Origin of the sequence: Mesorhizobium sp. M7A.F.Ca.MR.148.00.0.0 (genome assembly GCF_003997735.1) — a bacterium.
Taxonomy (GTDB): Bacteria; Pseudomonadota; Alphaproteobacteria; order Rhizobiales; family Rhizobiaceae; genus Mesorhizobium.
In genome coordinates, this window is sequence record NZ_RZTB01000112.1 from 1 (window position 1) to 18972 (window position 18972).

Genomic DNA, 18972 nt, shown 5'->3' on the forward strand with positions numbered 1-18972 from the left:
GCCAGCACCTTGGTTTCATCGCTCGTCCTTGCCGACACATGCGCAAGGCCGGCCAACTCGCAAAGCCCCTTGATGGGCTGGAAGATTGGCCGGTGTGATCCTTCCGCGACAGGTTCCCCTGATGAAGCGAGCACGCCGAAAGGCCCAGTGAAGCTGGAAAGTGTCAACATCTCCAGTCCGACCGGTGCGACACGCGCGGCATAGCCGATCGTCCATGCAGCAGCGAACCGACCGGTGTGGCGAGGATCGCTGTCGGCCATGGCAACGCGCTGTCCCTCGGGATTGGGCTTGGTCGCGCTGCCATAGGGGTTCTGGCGCATGGCAATCGTCGACGGGCCGATCCGATAGGGCTTTGCCCCGAAGATCGCCCGCGCCGATCGGGTGATGAAAGGCAGCGCCTCCAGCGATTGCATGATGCTGAGATCGTCGGCGGCATGCACGATCGGGCAAGTACAATGGGTGATGAAATCGAGCTGGTCCGCCGGCACGCGCTTGCGGTTGAGTTCGGTGAAGTAGCTGAACATGCCGCCGCCGAGGCGGATATCCGGAAAGGCGCGCCGCGCGGCCGCGTAAACGTCTTCGAGCGGCGGACAGTCCGGCCACGTGCTGCCCGGCGGTGTCGACTGCCGGTCGACCGAAGGCGACACGGCGATGGCCGAGAGTTTTAGCCCGGCCTGGCGCACCAGGTCGGCGACACCTGACATCTCGGCGTCAAGATCGCCGGCGCACACAACGACGCATTCGAGGGTCGTTTCGGCTGCGTAGGCAGTTGCCAGTCGGGCGAAAGCGCGCAAGGCGTCGAGCCCGTGGCCGCGCGTCGGATCGTAGTGAAAGATCAGCTGTTGTGGGCCGAGTGTCGCCAGCGTGGAGAGGTTCGCCAGCGCCGTCTCGACATCTTCGGGATAGATGATCACGCCGACATCCGGCAGTCTCGGTCCGGTCTCGCCGAGTTCGACGCGGACCGCTTCGCTGGCCACGGCGGCAGCCGGCGCTTCGCCTTCACCAGTGATGCGCAGGCTGATCGTCTGGCGCAGGGTCTGGCCGGCAGGCAGCACATAGGGCCAGGGCAGCGCCAGTGGCCGCACATAGGTCTTGTAGGAGGCGTCCGACCAGTTGCGCTGGTCCTCCATTTCGAAAGTATCGCCTTCCATCCGGCATTCGGCGGTGATGCCAGGCCGAACCTCATGGGTGATGGCGCGGATATCCTTGAAAGGCTGCCAGGGGTCTATCAGTTCGGGAAGCTTTGTCGCCTCCACGCTGCCGTCCGTATGCTCGACCTTGACCGGGCTGCCGGCGAGGTCGGCGATCGGGTGAAGGATGCAGAAGCCGCAGCGGTTGGTTTCGAAATCGCTCTCGGGAAGGGCGCTGACCTCGAAGACCAGACGGCCATCGGCGGAGCCTTTGATGGTGGCGCGGAAGCCGAGCCGGGTTCCATCGGGGGCCAGGCAGCTTGCCGAATAGCTGACCGAAAAAGCGTCGGCAGCCTGGTCGATGATCAGGTCCGTCAAATTTGGCTCATAGGTGCCCCAGTCGCGGTCACGCACGATATAGGCGACGGCGCGCAGCACTTCGGTGCCGCCATGGCTGATGGTGCGTAGATTGCCGTTGACGAAGTCGGCGCTAAGCGCGCCCGCGCGCAGCCTGACCGGCTCGGCTTCGACCGTACGCGTGCCGTAGAGCAGGAAGGCGTCGTCGGTCATTTCAGCAAGGCGTCGAGTTGCACCGTTTGCCGGCTCGCGGCACCGGCGTAAGCCGCCTCGACCAGCGCGAACGTCTCGAGATTGTCCGCTCCCGAGGTCGCCGGTTCGATCCTCTTTGCCAGGCAGTCTACCCAGTGCTGCTGGATGGCGACAACGCTTTCCTGGATGTTGTGCCAGGGACGCGACGCCCATGGCAGCAGCGGCGGCGAGACGTCGGTGACGACCGTGCCGTTCTTGCCGGTGACGGTCAGCCGGTATCCCTGCGCCAAGCGGATCGTGCCGTCGCTGCCATCGATCTCGATCAGCGTCTCGGGAAACGGCTCGGTCGCAAGCTTCGTCGCGTAGCTGCAGTCGACCACGGAGGTCGCGCCGCTCTTGTGGTCCATCAGCATGGTCGCCACATCCTCGCCCGCGATACTAGGATTGATGCGGGCGGTTCGCGTCGTGATGGTCGAGACGTCGCCGAGCAGGAAACGGGCGATGTCGAGGACATGGATGCCGAGGTCCTCGATGATGAAACGCTTTCCCGTCGCCAGATAGGGTTGGCCGGAAAACACGTCATAGGCGGAGCGGAAGGAGATGCGCCCGAAGAAAGACGTGCCGATCTCGCCGCTGTCGAGCACGGCGCGCACCGCCTGGATCGGCGACTGCCAGCGAAAATTCTCATGCACCATCAGCGGCACGCCTGCTTGTGCGCATGCCCGGACCATGGCCTTGGCGTCGGCCAGCGTCGGCGCGAATGGCTTTTGGCAGATCACCGGAACGCGATGAGCGGCCGCCATTTCGACAAGCGGACGATGGCTGGGCGCGGTGGTGGCGATATCGACGAAGTCGAGGCTTTCGCCGGCAAAAAGTTCCGCCGCATCGGTATAGCGCTTCGCAATGCCGAATTGGTCGCCGACGATCTTGAGCCGTTCCGGATCACGGTCGCAGATGGCGACGATCGAGGCGCCCGCAATGCCGCGCCAGGCGTGCATCTGGTTGACGGCAAAGAAGCCGCAGCCGATCAGCGCTCCACGCAACTCCGCCATGCTCAACCCGCCTTCGCCATCTGCATCAAGGTGACGCGCTGTTGAAGCCGGCGTTGTGCCTGGTCGACGACAACGGCGACGATGATGACGAGACCCTTGATCACCATCTGCCAAAACGAACTCACGCCCATCATCACCAACCCGTCCGAAAGAATGCCGATGACGAAGGCGCCGACGATGGTGCCGCCGATCGTGCCGCGCCCGCCCGACATCGAGGTACCGCCAAGCACCGCCGCCGCAATGGCGTTGAGCTCGAAACTTTCGCCTGTCGCCGGATGCGAAGCCATCAGCTCGGACGAGATGATCAGGCCGACGATCGCCGCGCAGAAACCGGAGAACATATAGACGAACATCTTCACCATGTTGACACGGACGCCCGAAATCCGCGACGCCCGTTCATTGCCGCCGACCGCGAAGATGTGGCGGCCGAGTGGCGTGTATTTGGCGAGATAGGCGGCTCCCAGCGCAACGACGATCAGGATCCAGATCGCCACCGGCAGGCCGAGCAGCCGGCCGGCGCCGAGGAAACCGAAGCCGGTGGTTCCCAGTTCCGGTTTGCCGACCAGGTTGGGGAAGGTGCGGCCGTCCGACGACAGCAGCGCCAGGCCGCGCGCGACGTAGAGCACGCCGAGCGTGGCGATGAACGGTGCAACGTTCAGCCTGGTGATCAGCAATCCGTTGACGGCGCCGATCAATATGCCGACGGCAAGCGTGATCAGCGCGATCTCGAAGACGTTGAAATAGATGGTGTAGCCGATCTGCAGGTCGATGCCGTTGAGCACGAGATAGCCGGCCACCATACCGCACAGGCCGACGATCGAGCCGACCGAAAGGTCGATGCCGCCAGTGATGATGACGAAGGTCATGCCCATCGCCAGGAATGCGTTCAGCGCCACGTGCTTCGACATCAGGATCAGATTGGCGGTCGACAGGAAATTCGGCGCCGCGATCGAGAAGAAGATCAGCACGGCGATCAGCGCGATGAACGTCCGAAGCTTCATCACGGTCAGCAGCACCGAGCCGCCGGAAGTGGAGGGAGCGGCCGCTTTGGCTGGGATGTCAGTCATGGGCGGTGCTCTCCGTGCGTGGGGTCGGTCCGTGGCCAAGCGCGGATGCAGCCACGAGTGCCGCCTCCGTCGCTTCGGCGCGATCGAACATGCCGGTCAGTTTTCCGTTGCTCATCACCGCGATGCGGTCGGACAGCGCCATCACCTCGTCGAGGTCGGAGGTGGCGAACAAAATCCCCAAACCGTCGCGGGACAGTTTGCGCATGGTGCGGAAGACGTCGGCCTTGGCGCCGACATCGATGCCTCGGCTGGGCTCGTCCATCAGCAGCACCTTGGGTTCGGTGAGCAGCGCCTTGCCGATCACCACTTTCTGCTGGTTGCCGCCCGACAGCGACGACACCTCCTGCGCAGGGTCGGCGACCTTGATCGCCAGCTCCCGCACCATCTGCGTCACCGCCTGCCTTTCGTCGGCGCCACGGATATGGAACAGGCGGGCAAATCGCAACAGGCTGGCCAGCGTCAAATTGCTGGCGACCGAGAGGATCGAGACCAGCCCTTCGCGCTGACGGTCTTCGGGGATCAATGCCAGGCCACGCCGGATGCGCCGCGTCGTATCGCGCTCCTTGACCTTTATACCGCCAATGAAGATCTCGCCCGTCGAATGGCCGTGACGGCCCATGATGCAGTCGAACAGCTCGCTGCGCCCGGCGCCCATCAGGCCGTAAATGCCGAGGATCTCGCCGGCACGCAGCGACAACGAGACATGGTCGACGGCAAGTCCGCCGGTGGCGCGGGGCAGGCAGATCTCCTCGGCACGAAAAATCTCTTCTCCCGGAAGATGGCCGTCGGCCTTGGCGAAGTCCTTGGCGTCGGAGCCGATCATCTGGCGAACGATCCATTGCGTGTCGACGTTCTTCATCTCTTCCTGGCCGGTGATGCGGCCGTCACGCAGCACGGTGATGTAGTCGCCGATGCGGATCAGCTCTTCGAGCCGGTGCGAGATATAAACGATCGCCACGCCGCGTGCCTTGAGGTCGGCGATCACCTTGAACAGGATCTCGACTTCCGCAGCGCTCAGCGCCGAGGTCGGCTCGTCCATGATCAGGATGCGCGCGTCGAGCGAGACCGCCTTGGCGATCTCGACCAGCTGCTGCTGACCGATGCGCAGATCCTCAACCAGCATGTCTGGCCGTATGCCGGCTTGCAGGCGTTCCAGAAATTCCGCAGCGCGGTTTTCCTGTTGCTCGCGGTCGATCTTGCCGAAGCGGTTGGTGATCTCCCGGGTGGCGAAAATATTCTCGGCGACGCTCAGATTGCCGAACAGGTTCAGCTCCTGGAACACCATGCCGATGCCGCGGTTCACCGCGTCCGCGGACGAGGAGAAGGAAACCTCTTCACCTTCCAGCAGGATGCGGCCGGCGGTCGGCCGTTCGACACCGGCGATGATCTTCATCAGCGTCGACTTGCCGGCGCCGTTTTCACCGACCAGCACGTTGACCGCGCCCTTGCGCACCTCGAAATTGGCGCGCTTGACCGCAACGGTGCCGGAATAGACCTTGGAGACGTCCTCGAGCTTCAGGATGATTTCGCGCTCAGCTGTCGCGCTCATGGCTTCGGCCCGATCTCTGCCTCCGCCGCCGTCACCAGCGGCAGGTCCTGGCCGCTCCCCAGCGTATAGGCGCCGAGCACCTTGGCGCTGCGGCCTTGCAGCGCATCGCGTGGCAGCTTGGAGAGCACCGTCTTGTCGGCATAAGCGTTGAACGCCTTGCCGAACTGGGCGAAGTCGATCTGGTTGGTGAAGTCGTTGAACTGGATGAAGTCCAGGCTGTCGCGCAGCGCGGTACCGCGCACCGCCGGTCCGATCTGCACTCGTGCATCGGCTTTGCCGTCGCCGTCGACATCGACGTCGACGGTTGCTGCCCGCGACTGCGTGTTGGCCGCGACGATCTTGCCTTCCAGGCGAACCGCGAAAGTCCAAGGCGAATTCGCCTGCTTGTTCGGATTGCCGTATTTGGCGCCGGCAGCCGATGGATCGGTTGTCGCCAGGGTGTGAACCTGCGCAAACGGTCCGGCTTTCTGCTGGAGATAGGGCACGACCTTTGCCGCCCATGTCTCTTCGACCATCTTGTCTGGATTGAAGGCGGGAGCGTTGTCTCCGGCTTCCGATTTCGTAGGCAGGATCTTGCAGGCGGTCAGGCTGATGCCGACCATTACGGTAAGGGTCGGCCAGTTCGGCTTGGTGTTCAGCATGGCGGCCTGTCGTTCAGCATCGTGGGCGGCCCACGGAAAATGGCGGCGAGGGGCGAAAACCGATGTTCGCCCCTCGCTATTGAAATCACGCTGGCTCAGTTCGTCAGCGCGAAGGTCTCCAGCTTGGCGGCATTGTCGCCATTGATCAGAACGCAGTCCATCAACTGCTTTTCCTTGGCCGGCGACTTCTTGTTCTTGATGAAGTCGTTGGCCTGCTCGACCGCCATCTGCGCCTGCGCGAAGGCCGGCTGCAGCACGGTTGCCTTGATACCGCCCGACGCGATGGAGTCCCGTACGTCGTTCGATCCGTCGAAGCCGACGACGATGACGTCCTTGCGGTTCGCCGCGGCAAGTGCCGCATAGGCGCCCATCGCCATCGTATCGTTGCCGGAGATCACGCCCTTGATGTCGGGGTTGGCCTGCAGGATCGATTCCATCTTGGAATAGGCTTCCGTCTGGCTCCAGTTGGCCGACTGCTGGGCAACCATCTTCAGGTCCGGATAGTCATCGATGACGTCGTGATAACCCTTGGAACGAATGCCGGCATTGGTGTCGGATTCCTTGCCGACCAGTTCGACGAAATTGCCCTTCTCGCCCATCAGCTTGACGAATTCCTGCGCGCCGAGCTGGGCGCCCTGGTAGTTGTTGGAGACGATCTGCGCCACGGCCACGCCGGTGGCGTTGATCTCGCGGTCGATCAGGAAGGACGGAATGCCCGCATCCTTGGCCTTCTGCACGGCGGCGACGGTGGCGTCCGCGCCGGCATTGTCGAGGATGATCGCCTTGGCACCGCGGCCGATCGCGGTGTCGATCAGCTCGGACTGCTTGTTGGCGTCGTCGTCATGGACCAGCACCAGCGCCTCATAGCCGAGTTCCTTGGCCTTGGCTTCCGCGCCGACGGCTTCCGCCTTGAAGAACGGATTGTCGTGTGAGGGCGTGATAATGGCGATGAGATCCGCCGCATAGGCGGGCACTGCCGTGCCAAGCGCCAGCATGCCGGCGAAAGCCGCAAGCGTCATTCTGCGTGTGAGTTTCATGAAGTCCTCCCGTTTGAAAAATTGCCTTGATCGGCCAATGGCTTTGTCTGCATCCGAATTCGTCAGGCAGCCCGGGCCGCGGATCGCTTGGGTCGAAAACCGTTGCCGGCTTACCCAGGACGGATCGTTGCTCCCCAGCCATCCTCCACTTGCCCAGGCATCGTGCTCCCTGCGAAACCTTGTCGATCCGAGCCATGAACAGCTAAGCCAACTGGTATGATGAGTCAACCACAAATTCAGGTGACATGTACTTGATGAGCTACCAAAACCGAGGATCGGCAATGGCATGCCGGGCCTTCGAGGTGCTGCGTCAAGCACCTGTCTTCTCTCAGGTGATCCGCTGAATGCTGGCGGCGATCTCTTCCGGTTCGAACACGCGCTTCCAGTCGTCACGCATCAGCACCGGCTTGCCGAATTCGATCGCCTTGTTGCAGGCATCCGAGAAAACGCCCTTGGTCTCGCCGAAAATGACGGCGCCGAGCACGTTCATATGGCCGAGCAGGAAGTCGAGTGCCGCCTGCTGGTCGACGCCGCGCGCCACGACCTCGTCGACGGCTTCTTTCATGACCACCAGCAACGAGGCGCACACCGTCTCCGAAAGGCCAGGCTCGAGCAGCGCCATCTGTTCGACGCTGACGCGGTGCGAACGCATCACCGGCGCCCATATGATCTTCGCGATCGCCTCGCCCTTGGCGTAGTCCTCTTCCGGGCCCTGCATCAGGGCGCTGACCATGTGCTGCTTGGCCTTCACGCCGCCGAAATAGTCCTTCTTGGCTGCCATGTCGGTCTCGTCATTGAAGATCGGCGGATGGCAGGGGTGAGTGACGAAATAGGTGAGGTCAGGCCGCTTCGGCAGATGGCCGGCGAAAGGTGCCGCCGCGTCGAGCACCACCACCATCGTGCCTGGCGCCAGCTTGCTCTCGATGCTGGCCGCGACCTTGCCGATATGCGTGTCGGGGACGGCCAGGATCACCACATCGGCGTCCTTGAGCGCCTCGTCGGCACTGACCGTATCGAAACCCAGTCCGGTCTTCAGCCGTTCGCGGCCGGCATCGCTGACCTCGACATGGCGTATCGTGTAGGGCGACCCGCGAAAATTGGTCGACAGGCGGTAGCCCATTTTCCCGCCAGCCCCGAACAGCGCAATCGTTGTCATCTGGTCACCACTCCTGTTCTTCGCCGACGGCATCGCGCGTCGTCAACTGATCAACTGGTATAATCACGCTACCAGATTTTGGCAATCCGATAATGACCATGCGATGCGTTCGCCGCGTCATCGGCTGCCGCCGGTAAGCTCCAGCACGAGAATCATGGATGGCGCGCTCGGGATATGATCTCTAGATCACCAGAAGAAGCCCGCGCTTGCCCGCTGAGTGCGCATGAGCGCTGCTCTGCCATCCCCAGAAATAGGAGGCATGTGATAGGGGTCGGAGGCCGGGCCGGGCGCTACTTCAAAAGATCGACCAGCATGTCGAAAGCCGCATCGATATCGCCACGAACCGCCGCCTGAACTGCCTGCTCGTCCCGGTCGCGCAGGGCCGCAAACATCTGTTGATGGTATGTGTTCGCGGTCGAGTAGGACCCATGCAGCATATTGAAATAGGGGCTGATCTGCAGCCATAGATCCTTGATGATCTTGAGCAGGGTTTCGGATCCCGCTGCTCGGTAGATTGCGAAGTGGAAGGTATAATTCGCCCTGAGATAGGCCTTTACGTCGTCCGCGCCATTCGCGCGTTCCAGTGAGTCCAGATCGCGCGCGAAAATCGCAAGATCCGCATCACTCCGGTTCTGTGAGGCCCAGCCGGCGGCGATGGCCTCTATCTCAAAACGTACATTGCGCAAATCGGTGAGCCGCTCGCGGCTGAGTGCCGGAATGCCAATGGAGCGCCCGGATACCACGGTGAGCGCGTTGGCTGCCGTCAGGCGCCGCAGCGCTTCCCTGACCGGCATCGGGCTGACGCCAAAGGCGTCGGCGAGGCTCTGAACCGTGACCATCTCGCCCGGTACGATGCTGCCGTCGAGGATCAGTTCGGTGACCTGATTGTAGACCCGGTCCTGCAGAGTTTCCTTGGACAGTGGAATGATCTCGACACCAGGCTTCCTGAACGCCGATCCAGCCATCTCCGGTCAACCTTCCCGCCCAAGGGCGACACTATTGCTTGTGTCGGAATGCAAGGTTCGTGGTGCCACGTCAAGCGGCCGACATAGCTCGTTTCGATATAAACGATTTCATCATTGATATTTGATCAAATCATGTTACGGTCGCTGGCATCGAATGGCAAGGGCTACGTTTTGTGCCCTTGGGAGGCATTCGGTCGTTCTGTTTGGGAGGAGTTTCACATGGGTATCGGATCGAAAGTCCGGCGGCTCGCGCTGCTGGCTGGGATGGCTGCATGCGCCTTCGGCCTGTCCGCCGCGCAGGCAGCCGAGAAGCACAAGATCTTTCTCAGCATGAGCTACATCGGCAATGATTGGCAGGCGGAGGCGGCCAACATGGTCAAGGCCATGGCCGCCCACAAGAGCCTGGCCGACAAGGTCGACCTGCAGGTCCAGGTCGCAGGCCCCAACGCGCAACGCCAGATTCAGCAGATCAACGCAATGGTGCAAAGCGGCGCCGAGGCCATCGTCGTATATCCGATCTCGCCGACCGCGCTCAACCAGGTCGTCAAGAATGCCTGCGACAAGGGCGTGAAGGTCTTTGCCTACGACGCCGAGATCACCGAGCCTTGCGCCTACAACGTCCACATCGACCAGCTGGAAGCCGGCAGGGTGACCGCCGAATGGCTGGTCAAGAAGCTCAACGGCAAGGGCAACATCATCGCCATCACGGGTGTCCCGGGAACATCCGTTGACGATCAGCGGACAAAAGCCGCCAAGGAAGTCTTCGCCAAATATCCTGATATCAAGATCGTCGGCGAGGCTGTCGGCATGTGGAGCCAGGCGGTCGCCCGCACCGAGCTTTCGAAAATCCTGGCCACCCGCAATTGGGACGACATCAACGGGCTGTGGATGCAGGTCGGCTGCTTCACCGCCAACTCGATGCAGCTCGAGGCCGGCAAGAAGACCAGCGAACTCCTGCCTTGCGCCGGCGAAGGTTCCAATGGCGGCCGCATCCAGATGCTGCCGGAGGGCACCGCAGTCGAAGGTGCGGCCGCGCCCTACGCGCCGGCCGGCGCACAACGCATTTCCTATGCCTCGCCGCCTTATTCGGGTGCGCTGGCGCTGAAGCTTGCCGTCGAGGCGATCGAAGGCAAGGACGTGCCGAAAACCACCATCCTGCCGCTGCCGGTCGTCACCAATGAGACGATCAAGCTGTGCGACGAAGGCACATGGGCGGAGATGAAGGCCGGCTGCAACGCCTTCAAGCCGTCGCTGGTCTCCAATCCGGGCTGGTTTGCCTCGATCTTCTCGGACCAGACACCCGAGGTCGGCCTCGCGGCTGCCCTCGTGGGACAACCGGAAGAATAAGCCTCCCAAGGCGATCTGACGATGCGCGGACATTTTCTGTCCGTGCATCGTCAGTCCATGCCAAGCCTGGCGATCGAGGACAATGACAGAACATTCCGAGCTCCCCGCCATCGAGATCAGCAAGGCGTTCGGCCCGACCGTCGCGCTGGACGGCGTGTCGTTTGCGATCGCGCCCGGCAGCGTCCATGCCCTGCTCGGTGAAAACGGAGCCGGCAAGTCGACACTTGTGAAGCTGCTGTCCGGGCTGGTCCGGCCGACCCAAGGCCATGTCCGTGTCTTCGGCAAGGAGATCGCTTACGGCGCCCCGCGCGCAGCCCATGCGCTCGGCATGCAGACAGCATTCCAGGAGATGACACTGGTGCGCGACCTCTCCGTCCTCGACAACATGATGCTGCCTTACGCCCCCGTGGGCGTCTCCGGCCTGATCCGCCGCGGTGCTGCCCGCAAGGCCGTCCGTCGCCATGTCGAAAATCTCGGTTTTTCCGTCGATCTCGATGCCGAGGTGGGTGAACTTGAGCTTTCGGTGCGCCAGAAGATCGAAATCGCCCGTGCCGTCTACCGCAAGCCGCGCATCCTTTTGCTTGACGAACCGACCTCGACGCTCGCCGGCCGCGACGTCGACTGGCTGGGCGCGATCATCGCCAGGCTGAAGACGGCGGGTACCACCATCGTCTTCATCACCCATCGCATGCGCGAAGTCCGCGCCTTTTGCGACACGCTGACGATCTTGAGAAACGGCCGCCACATCGTCACCGCGCCGGTTGCGGACGTCTCGGATGGCGACGTCATCGAAAAGATCATCGGCCGCAGCATCGAGCAGACCTTCCCGCCCAAGCCGGACAGCGCCCAGGCTTTCGGGCCGCCGGTTCTGGGCGTGCGCGACCTCAAGGTCGGACGCAAGCTCGACGGCGCCGGCTTCGATCTGCGCAAGGGCGAGATCCTCGGCGTCGCCGGGTTGCAGGGCATGGGCCAGCAGGACCTGTTCCTGGCCTGCTTTGGCATGGCCGAGATCGAGCGCGGCCACATCCTCGTCGACGGCCGCAAGGTCTGGCTCGGTTCGCCGGCCGATGCCTTGCGCCCCAACATGGCCATCGGCCTGGTGCCGGAAGACCGCAAATCCGAAGGCCTGTTCCTGAAACTGTCGGGCAGCCAGAACGCCACCCTGCCGGTGATATCGCGCTTCACACGGCTAGGCCTTGTCGACGCGCAGGCTGAGACCCGCTCCGTCGAGGCGGCATTCGCCACTGTCGAGGTCGACCGCCGCGCGCTGTGGACGCGGGCCGGTGCGTTTTCCGGCGGCAACCAGCAGAAGATCGCCATCGCCAAATGGCTGGTGGCGCAGAGCCGCATCCTGCTGTTGTTCGATCCCACCCGAGGCATCGACGTCGGCACCAAGCACGAGCTTTATGTGATGATGCGAAACTATGTGGCTTCGGGCGGTTCGATCCTGCTGCACTCGACGGAGATCCCCGAACTCGTTCACCAATGCGACAGGGTCCTGGTCCTCTATGACGGGCGCATCGCCGCCGAACTCGAAGGCGACGCCATCACCGAACCGGCCATCATGCGCCCGGCGCTTGGCCATGCCGGGGAAGCCGCCGCATGAGCAGCGCAGCATCCTCATCCCCTGTTCCCGGCCGCTTCGGACTGCGCCGTGCGCTGGTGCGCAATCGCGGCGCGCTGATCGCCGCGGCCGTCCTGGCGATCCTGCTCTTCGTCGTCGACTGGACCAGCGCCGGGCCGCTGACCTATTTCGACGTGTCGTTCCTGTCGAGCGGCGGCGCCACCTCGGCGCTCGCCGCGATCGGTCAGACCATCGTCATCCTGTCGGGCGGCTTCGACCTGTCCGCCGGGGCGGTGATATCGCTGGTCAATGCCGTGCTGGCATCGAGCATGGACCCGATGGCGCCAGGCGCCAGCATCATCCTGTGGACCGCCGTCGGCATCGGCGTCGGCATGGCGGTGGGCGCCTTCAACGGCTTCTTCATCGCCGTGCTGCGCATGCAGCCCATCGTGGTGACGCTGTCCACCATGTTCATCCTGCAAGGCGTGACGCTGCTGGTGATGGACAAGCCCGGTGGCTTCGTGTCGCCCGATCTCGGTACCTTCTATCTTGGCGACGCGATCGCCGGCTGGCTGCCGATGCCGCTGGTGGTGATCGGCGTCGTCCTGCTCGCCTGGTTCTGGCTGAAGGGAACCCGCTTCGGCACAGCACTTTATGCGGTCGGCAGCGATCCGGACTCGGCCGCTTCCGTCGGCATCAATGTCGTGCTGGTGCGCTTTGCCGTCTATGTCATCGCCGGCGGCTGCTATGGCCTTGCCGGCGTGTTCATCAGCGCCCAGACCGGCAGCGGCGATCCGCTGGTCGGCAATCCGCTGCTCTTGTCGATGTTCGCGGCGGTCGTCGTCGGCGGCACGCGCCTCGGTGGCGGGCAGGGCGGCCCGGTGGGCTCTGTCTTCGGCGCCTACATCCTGATGATCGTGGTGAACATCCTGCTGGTGCTCAATGTCTCGGCCTATTATGCGACCATCGCCGAAGGCACCATTCTGGTGCTGGCAGCACTTGCCGGCTCCATCTCGCATGCATCGGTGCTTGCCGTGCAATTGCGCGCCGCGCGCGCCCGGCTTGCCGCCTGGCGCGCCGGCATATTGCCCTCGCAACTCGAGCGCGTGGACCGGCGTCTCAAGATCGCCGAGCCAGCCCATGCCCAGCGCAGTCCGGCATCGCCGCGCCCTGCCTTCCATCTGCGCAACGCGGAAACGCTGCGCTATGCGCTGCCGGCCTATGTCTGCCTGCTGCTCATCGTGCTCGTCACGCAGATCTGGCTCGGCCGCGCCATCCTCAATCCGGGGTACTGGAATTCGCTGCTGGTGCTATCGTCCTTTCTAGCCGTCCTGGCGCTCGGGCAGGGAACCGTCATTCTGACCGGGGGCCTCGACCTCTCCGTGCCGTGGACGATCGGCATCTCCGGCATCATCCTGGCAGGCATGGTCAACGGCTCCGACGCCGCCCTTGTCTACGCCTTGCCGGTCGTCCTGGTGATGGCCTGCGCCATCGGCTTCGCCAATGGTTTCGGCATCGTCTATCTCGGCATCTCGCCGATCGTCATGACGCTCGCCACCAACGGCATTCTGCAAGGCTGTGCGCTGCTCTATTCGCAGGGAACGCCGGCCGGGTTTTCCTCGCCGATGCTGCGCTGGGTCATGACGGCCAAGCTTGCCGGCCTGCTGACCCCAATCGTCCTGCTGATGGTCGTCTTTGTCGTCGCGGCGGTACTGCTGCTTGGCCGCACCCCGTTCGGAAGGCGCGTCTACGGCATCGGCAATGGGCTGCGCGCGGCGCGCTTGTCGGGCATCGGCGTCGAGCGCACGCTGATCCTGGTCTATATGCTTTCGGCCGTCTGCGCGGCTGTTGTCGGCATCATGCTGACCGGCTTTTCCGGCCAGGCGAGCCTCGGCATGGGCGACGACTATCTGTTGCCGTCGATCGCCGTGGTGGTGGTCGGCGGCGCGCTGATCACCGGCGGACGCGGCCACTATCTCGGCATGCTCGGCGGCGTGTTGTTGCTGACCGCACTGCAGATGCTGCTCGCCGGCACCACGCTTCCCTATGCCACGAGGGCAATTCTTTACGGACTGGTCGTTCTGGGCGCCGTCATGGCGCTGCGCGAACGGCGGCTGCAATGAGAAGGACAGGACCATGAGCACAAGGGCGCCGGAATCGGCGGACGAATTTCTGACCGGGCTGAAAGGCCAGCGCGTGCTGGTCACGGCGGGCGCCGGCGGCATCGGGTTTGCCATAGCCGACACGCTGTCACGCCTCGGCGCCCGCATCGTCGTCTGCGATGTTTCCGACGAGGCGCTGGCCGCTGCTCCCGGCAAGATCGACCTTGTCGCTGCGGTCAAGGCCGATGTCTCGCGCGACGAGGATGTCGACCGCCTGTTCGAGGCGGTCGAGAAAAAACTCGGCGGGCTCGATGCGTTGATCAACAATGCCGGCATTGCCGGGCCGACCGGCGGTGTCGACGAGATCGACCCTTCCGACTGGCGGCGCTGCATCGACATCTGCCTGACCGGCCAGTTCCTGTGCGCCCGTCGCGCAGTGCCGCTGATCAAGGCGGCGGGCGGTGGTTCGATCGTCTCGATGTCGTCTGCCGCCGGCCGCCATGGCTACGCCTTCCGCACACCCTATTCGGCGGCCAAGTTCGGTGTCATCGGTTTCACGCAGAGTCTCGCCAAGGAGCTCGGACCGCACGCCATCAGGGTCAACGCCATCCTGCCCGGCATCATCGAGGGGCCCCGCATCGAAGGTGTTATCTCGGCGCGCGCCAAGCAGGTCGGTATCAGCCACGAGGAGATGACCGGACGCTATCTGCAGAACATCTCGCTGCGCCGCATGACCAGCCCCTATGATGTCGCGTCGATGGTCGCCTTCCTGCTCTCCGATGCGGGGATCAACATTTCCGGCCAGTCGCTCGGCGTCGACGGCAACGTCGAAACACTTTGAGGAACAAGCCATGGCCAATGTCGCGATCGTCGGAAGCGGGTTTATCGGGCGGGCTTGGGCAATCAGCTTTGCCCGCGCCGGCCATGATGTGCGGATGTGGGACCAGTTGCCCACTGCCACGGGTGGCGCCCGCGACTACATTGCCGGCGTGCTCGGCGATCTCGCCCGGAACGACCTGTTGCGGGGAAAGGCGGTCGACGCCGTGCTCGGCCGGATCACCATTGTCGCCGAGCTGGCAGAGGCGCTGGCTGGTGCGGTCCATATCCAGGAGAACACGCCTGAAAACCTCGAGGTGAAGCGGGAGGTGTTCTCGCTGATCGACAGCCTTGCCGATCCGCAAACAGTCATCGCCAGTTCCACCTCGGCGCTGTTGCCGTCGAAATTCACCGACCATCTGCAAGGGCGGCAGCGCTGTCTGGTCGTGCATCCGATCAATCCGCCCTATCTCATTCCGGCGGCCGAAATCGTGCCGGCGCCATGGACGTCCGCCGAGACGGTCGAGACAACCCGCGCCTTCCTCATCGACGCCGGTCATGCGCCCCTGGTGATGAACCGCGAACTCGACGGCTTCATCATGAACCGCCTGCAAGGCGCATTGCTGGAGGAGGCTTTCCGGCTTGTCGCCGACGGCTACGCCAGTGTCGAGGATGTCGACATCGGCATCCGCGACGGGCTGGCGCTGCGCTGGTCGTTCATGGGTCCATTCGAGACCATCGATCTCAATGCGCCTGGCGGCGTGCGCGACTATGTCGAGCGTTATCAGGGCATCTATTCCAACATCTTTCCCCAGATGCAGCGACGCGTCGACTGGGCCGGCAAGGTCATCGACACAGTCGAGGCTGATCGCCGCAAGCGACTGCCACAGCAAAGCCTAGGCGACCGGCAGGTGTGGCGTGACCGTCGGCTCATGGCGCTCGCCGCCCACAAGAGAAAATCGGATCAGGAGTTCGGAGAATGACGCAAACCAGCCGCAAGCCGGGGCCTGCACAGACCAGGGGCAAGGTCATCATCACCTGCGCGGTGACAGGTGCCATCCACACGCCGACGATGTCGCCTTATCTGCCGATCACGCCAGACCAGATCGCTTCGGAGGCGATCGCGGCTGCCGAAGCCGGTGCCGCAATCCTGCATCTGCATGCGCGCGATCCGGAAACCGGCAAGCCCGACCAGACGCCGGAGGCCTTCGCTCGCTTCCTGCCGCGCGTCAAGCAAGGCACCAACGCCGCCATCAACATCACCACCGGTGGCAGCCCGTACATGAAGGTCGAGGAGCGCGTGCGCCCGGCCGCCCTGTTCAAACCGGAAGTCGCCTCGCTCAACATGGGCTCGATCAATTTCGGGCTCTATCACCTCGCCGACAAATACGAGACCTTCAAATTCGACTGGGAAAAGCCGCATCTGGAAGCGACCCGCGACCTCGTCTTTCGCAACTCGTTCAAGGACATCGAGTACATCCTGGCGACCTGCTACGACAACGGCACGCGTTTCGAGTTCGAGTGCTACGACATCGCCCATCTCTACAACCTTTCCCACTTCGCCGACCGCGGGTTGGTGAAGCCGCCTTTCTTCGTGCAGTCGGTGTTCGGACTGCTCGGTGGTATCGGCACCCATCCCGAAGACGTCGCCCACATGAAGCGCACTGCCGACCGGCTGTTCGGCGACCAGTTCCGCTGGTCGGTTCTCGGCGCTGGCGCCAGCCAGCTCCGCATCGCCGCGCAATCGGCAGCGCTTGGCGGCAACATCCGCGTCGGGCTGGAGGACAGTCTGTGGGCTGGCAAAGGCAAGCTTGCCAAATCGAACGCTGAGCAGGTCTTGCTGGCCCGCAAGATCATCGAAGGGCTCGGCATGGAGGTCGCGACGCCCGACGAGGCACGCGAGATCCTGTCATTGAAAGGCGGCGACAAGGTCGCTTTCTGAGGCGGCCCGAGCAATCGCCGCGAGACGCAAAAACGGAGGAGGACGGCATGAAGATCGAAGTCGTGGTGGACGTGAAGACCACACTGGGCGAGGGGCCGCTGTGGGACGTCGAACAGGAACGACTCTACTGGATCGACAGCTTCGACGGGCGCGTGTTTCGGGCGACCGCCGACGGACGCGAGATCCGGTCATGGGACGTGCCGATGAAGATCGGCTCGATGGCGCTGCGTAAGGATGGCAGCGGCGCCGTGGTGTCGCTGCAGCGCGGCTTCCATCTGATCGATTTCGCCTCCGGCGATGTGACGCTGATCCACGATCCCGAGCCGGACAAGCCGATGAACCGGCTCAACGACGGCAAGGTCGACCGGTACGGCCGTTTCTTCGCCGGCTCCATGGATACGATGGAAGAGGGGCCGTCCGGCGGGCTCTACAGGCTCGATCCGGACTTCTCCGTCACCCGGATCGATTCCGGCATCATCTGTTCCAATGGTCCATGCTGGAGCCCCGACGACCGCACCTTCTATTTCGCCGACACCTGGACCGGCGAGATATGGGCCTACGACTACGACATCGCGACCGGTGCCGCCACCAACAGGCGTACCTTCGTGCGCGTCGACACCAGCCGAGGCGGTGCGGCGGACGGCTCGACCGTCGATGCCGAGGGCTATCTGTGGAATGCGCTGGTCTATGACGGAAGACTGGTGCGCTATGCGCCCGATGGCAGCATCGACCGTGTCATCGACATGCCGGTCAAAAAGATCACCAGCGTCATGTTCGGCGGGCCGAAGCTGGACACCCTTTACGTCACCTCGATGGCCAAGCCGCCGCTGCCGCGTTTTCCCGGCGACGGCGTTTTGCGCGGCAGTCTGTTCGCCATCACGGGCCTTGGCATCACGGGCGTCGCGGAGCCGCGCTTCGGCGGTTGACGCCAGGCAAGCGAAGCGCCCGTAGCATACGCGGATCAGGCCTTGGCACCAGGAATTCCTCATCAAAAATGTGGCAGCACGCCCGCGGCGCTGCTCTTCACCCAATGAGCGGTCAATGGATCATTGGCCAAAGAGGTCCGGGCGGGCCACGTTGAGCCGTTGAACCGTGCGGAGCACTTCGCGCAAATGCGCCGCCATACGCGCGCCTGCCTGCTTTGCCTCGCCGGTCTCCACAGCCTCGAAGATCGCCACATGCTGAGCGAGCAGCGTTTCAAGGTGGCCGGGTTCGGGCAGGCTCAGATAGCGCACACGGTCCATCTGCAGCTTGACCACCTGGATCACCCGCCAGCTCTTGGGCAGGCCGGCCTCTTCGCAAAGGCTGCGATGGAAGCCCTCGTCGAGCTCGAGAAAAAGCTCGCGGTCGCCCTCGGCCACTGCCTTGGCCTGCTGGGCAAGGTTCACCCTGCCTGCCGCGATGAAGGCGCTCGAACCGTGTCCGGCCAGCTTCTGCACGACGGAGACTTCGAGCGCCTCGCGAATGAACTGCGCTTCCTCGACGTCACTTAGCCGGATCGGCGCGACGAAGCTGCCGCGCTGCGGCAGGATGTCGATCAGCCCTTCATCGGCAAGCCGGATCAGCGCCTCGCGCACCGGTGTCCGGCTGACACCGAGCTGCTGGGCCAGGTCCTGTTCGCTGAGCGCTTCCGACGGCAACATCGCCAGCGTCGTGATGGCGCGGCGCAGGCGCTCGTATATCTGCGGTGAGATCGGCATGCGATTGTTGACCGGCTCCAGAACCCGCGAGGGGTCGCGCTGACCGGCGTTTTTCAGCCTGGCAGCATTGCCTGAAAACCTGGTCGCCCCCGAAAGCTTGGTCCCCATGACGAATCCGTTGCTGTGAATGGCGCTGCACTGCTCCGGTCATGACACTGCGCACGCCCCAACTCAAGCGGCAAGCAGGATTGACGCTGTATTGACATACTACCATGGTAGTGTGTATGACGTCGGCAGGCCAGGGGAGAGGAGCCGGCATGAAGATCACGGACATCAAGGCGACCACCATCACCGTTCCGCTGGAAGCAGCATTGCGGCACAGCAACGGTACGCATTGGGGACGCTTTGTCCGCAC

16 protein-coding genes are annotated in these 18972 nt (G+C 63.5%); 7 read left to right on the forward strand and 9 right to left on the reverse strand.

What is annotated here, in order from left to right:
- The 8 genes from EOB49_RS27360 to EOB49_RS27395 form a co-directional block, all read right to left on the reverse strand.
- Positions 1-1700 (reverse strand): hypothetical protein (locus EOB49_RS27360; protein ID WP_127382818.1); only part of this gene is annotated, 1700 nt, incomplete at its 3' end.
- Positions 1697-2731, reverse strand: a complete 1035-nt coding sequence (locus EOB49_RS27365) for a Gfo/Idh/MocA family oxidoreductase (RefSeq protein ID WP_127382819.1) — start codon at positions 2729-2731, stop codon at positions 1697-1699. The genes EOB49_RS27365 and EOB49_RS27360, both read right to left, overlap by 4 nt.
- 2 nt (positions 2732-2733) lie before the next feature.
- On the reverse strand, positions 2734-3798 hold the full coding sequence (locus tag EOB49_RS27370; protein WP_127326976.1) for an ABC transporter permease: 1065 nt from the start codon (positions 3796-3798) through the stop codon (positions 2734-2736).
- Positions 3791-5347 carry a sugar ABC transporter ATP-binding protein gene (locus EOB49_RS27375; protein ID WP_127382820.1) on the reverse strand — a complete coding sequence of 519 codons (1557 nt, stop codon included), beginning with the start codon at positions 5345-5347 and terminating at the stop codon, positions 3791-3793. Before EOB49_RS27375 ends, EOB49_RS27370 begins: the two co-directional genes overlap by 8 nt.
- Positions 5344-5988: a DUF2291 family protein gene (locus EOB49_RS27380; protein WP_127318184.1), complete on the reverse strand. Its 645-nt coding sequence runs from the start codon at positions 5986-5988 to the stop codon at positions 5344-5346. Before EOB49_RS27380 ends, EOB49_RS27375 begins: the two co-directional genes overlap by 4 nt.
- A gap of 95 nt (positions 5989-6083) precedes the next feature.
- Positions 6084-7025 (reverse strand): D-ribose ABC transporter substrate-binding protein, encoded by a 942-nt coding sequence (locus tag EOB49_RS27385; protein WP_127269049.1) that lies wholly within the window; start codon positions 7023-7025, stop codon positions 6084-6086.
- Between the two features lie 328 nt (positions 7026-7353).
- Positions 7354-8181, reverse strand: coding sequence for a phosphogluconate dehydrogenase C-terminal domain-containing protein (locus EOB49_RS27390; RefSeq protein ID WP_127269048.1), 828 nt, complete (start codon positions 8179-8181; stop codon positions 7354-7356).
- 290 nt (positions 8182-8471) lie between these two features.
- Positions 8472-9146, reverse strand: coding sequence for a GntR family transcriptional regulator (locus tag EOB49_RS27395; protein ID WP_013533053.1), 675 nt, complete (start codon positions 9144-9146; stop codon positions 8472-8474).
- A 219-nt stretch (positions 9147-9365) separates the two neighbouring features.
- On the opposite strand from EOB49_RS27395, the gene EOB49_RS27400 reads away from it, so the two are divergent.
- The 7 genes from EOB49_RS27400 (at position 9366) to EOB49_RS27430 (ending at position 17843) form a co-directional block, all read left to right on the forward strand.
- Complete coding sequence (locus tag EOB49_RS27400; RefSeq protein WP_127382821.1) at positions 9366-10493, forward strand: sugar ABC transporter substrate-binding protein; 1128 nt, start codon at positions 9366-9368, stop codon at positions 10491-10493.
- A gap of 82 nt (positions 10494-10575) precedes the next feature.
- Positions 10576-12099, forward strand: coding sequence for a sugar ABC transporter ATP-binding protein (locus EOB49_RS27405; RefSeq protein ID WP_127382822.1), 1524 nt, complete (start codon positions 10576-10578; stop codon positions 12097-12099).
- Positions 12096-14180, forward strand: coding sequence for an ABC transporter permease (locus tag EOB49_RS27410; RefSeq protein ID WP_127382823.1), 2085 nt, complete (start codon positions 12096-12098; stop codon positions 14178-14180). The genes EOB49_RS27405 and EOB49_RS27410 overlap by 4 nt, the downstream gene beginning before the upstream one ends.
- A 13-nt stretch (positions 14181-14193) precedes the next feature.
- Complete coding sequence (locus tag EOB49_RS27415; protein ID WP_127382824.1) at positions 14194-15000, forward strand: SDR family oxidoreductase; 807 nt, start codon at positions 14194-14196, stop codon at positions 14998-15000.
- A 10-nt stretch (positions 15001-15010) separates the two neighbouring features.
- Positions 15011-15958, forward strand: coding sequence for a 3-hydroxyacyl-CoA dehydrogenase (locus EOB49_RS27420; protein WP_127382825.1), 948 nt, complete (start codon positions 15011-15013; stop codon positions 15956-15958).
- Positions 15955-16917 (forward strand): 3-keto-5-aminohexanoate cleavage protein, encoded by a 963-nt coding sequence (locus EOB49_RS27425; protein ID WP_127382826.1) that lies wholly within the window; start codon positions 15955-15957, stop codon positions 16915-16917. Before EOB49_RS27420 ends, EOB49_RS27425 begins: the two co-directional genes overlap by 4 nt.
- Before the next feature lie 47 nt (positions 16918-16964).
- Positions 16965-17843, forward strand: coding sequence for an SMP-30/gluconolactonase/LRE family protein (locus EOB49_RS27430; RefSeq protein ID WP_127382827.1), 879 nt, complete (start codon positions 16965-16967; stop codon positions 17841-17843).
- Between the two features lie 120 nt (positions 17844-17963).
- Here the strand turns inward: EOB49_RS27430 and EOB49_RS27435 are convergent, their stop codons facing one another.
- On the reverse strand, positions 17964-18725 hold the full coding sequence (locus EOB49_RS27435; RefSeq protein ID WP_127268272.1) for a GntR family transcriptional regulator: 762 nt from the start codon (positions 18723-18725) through the stop codon (positions 17964-17966).
- Positions 18726-18972: the final 247 nt, after the last annotated feature.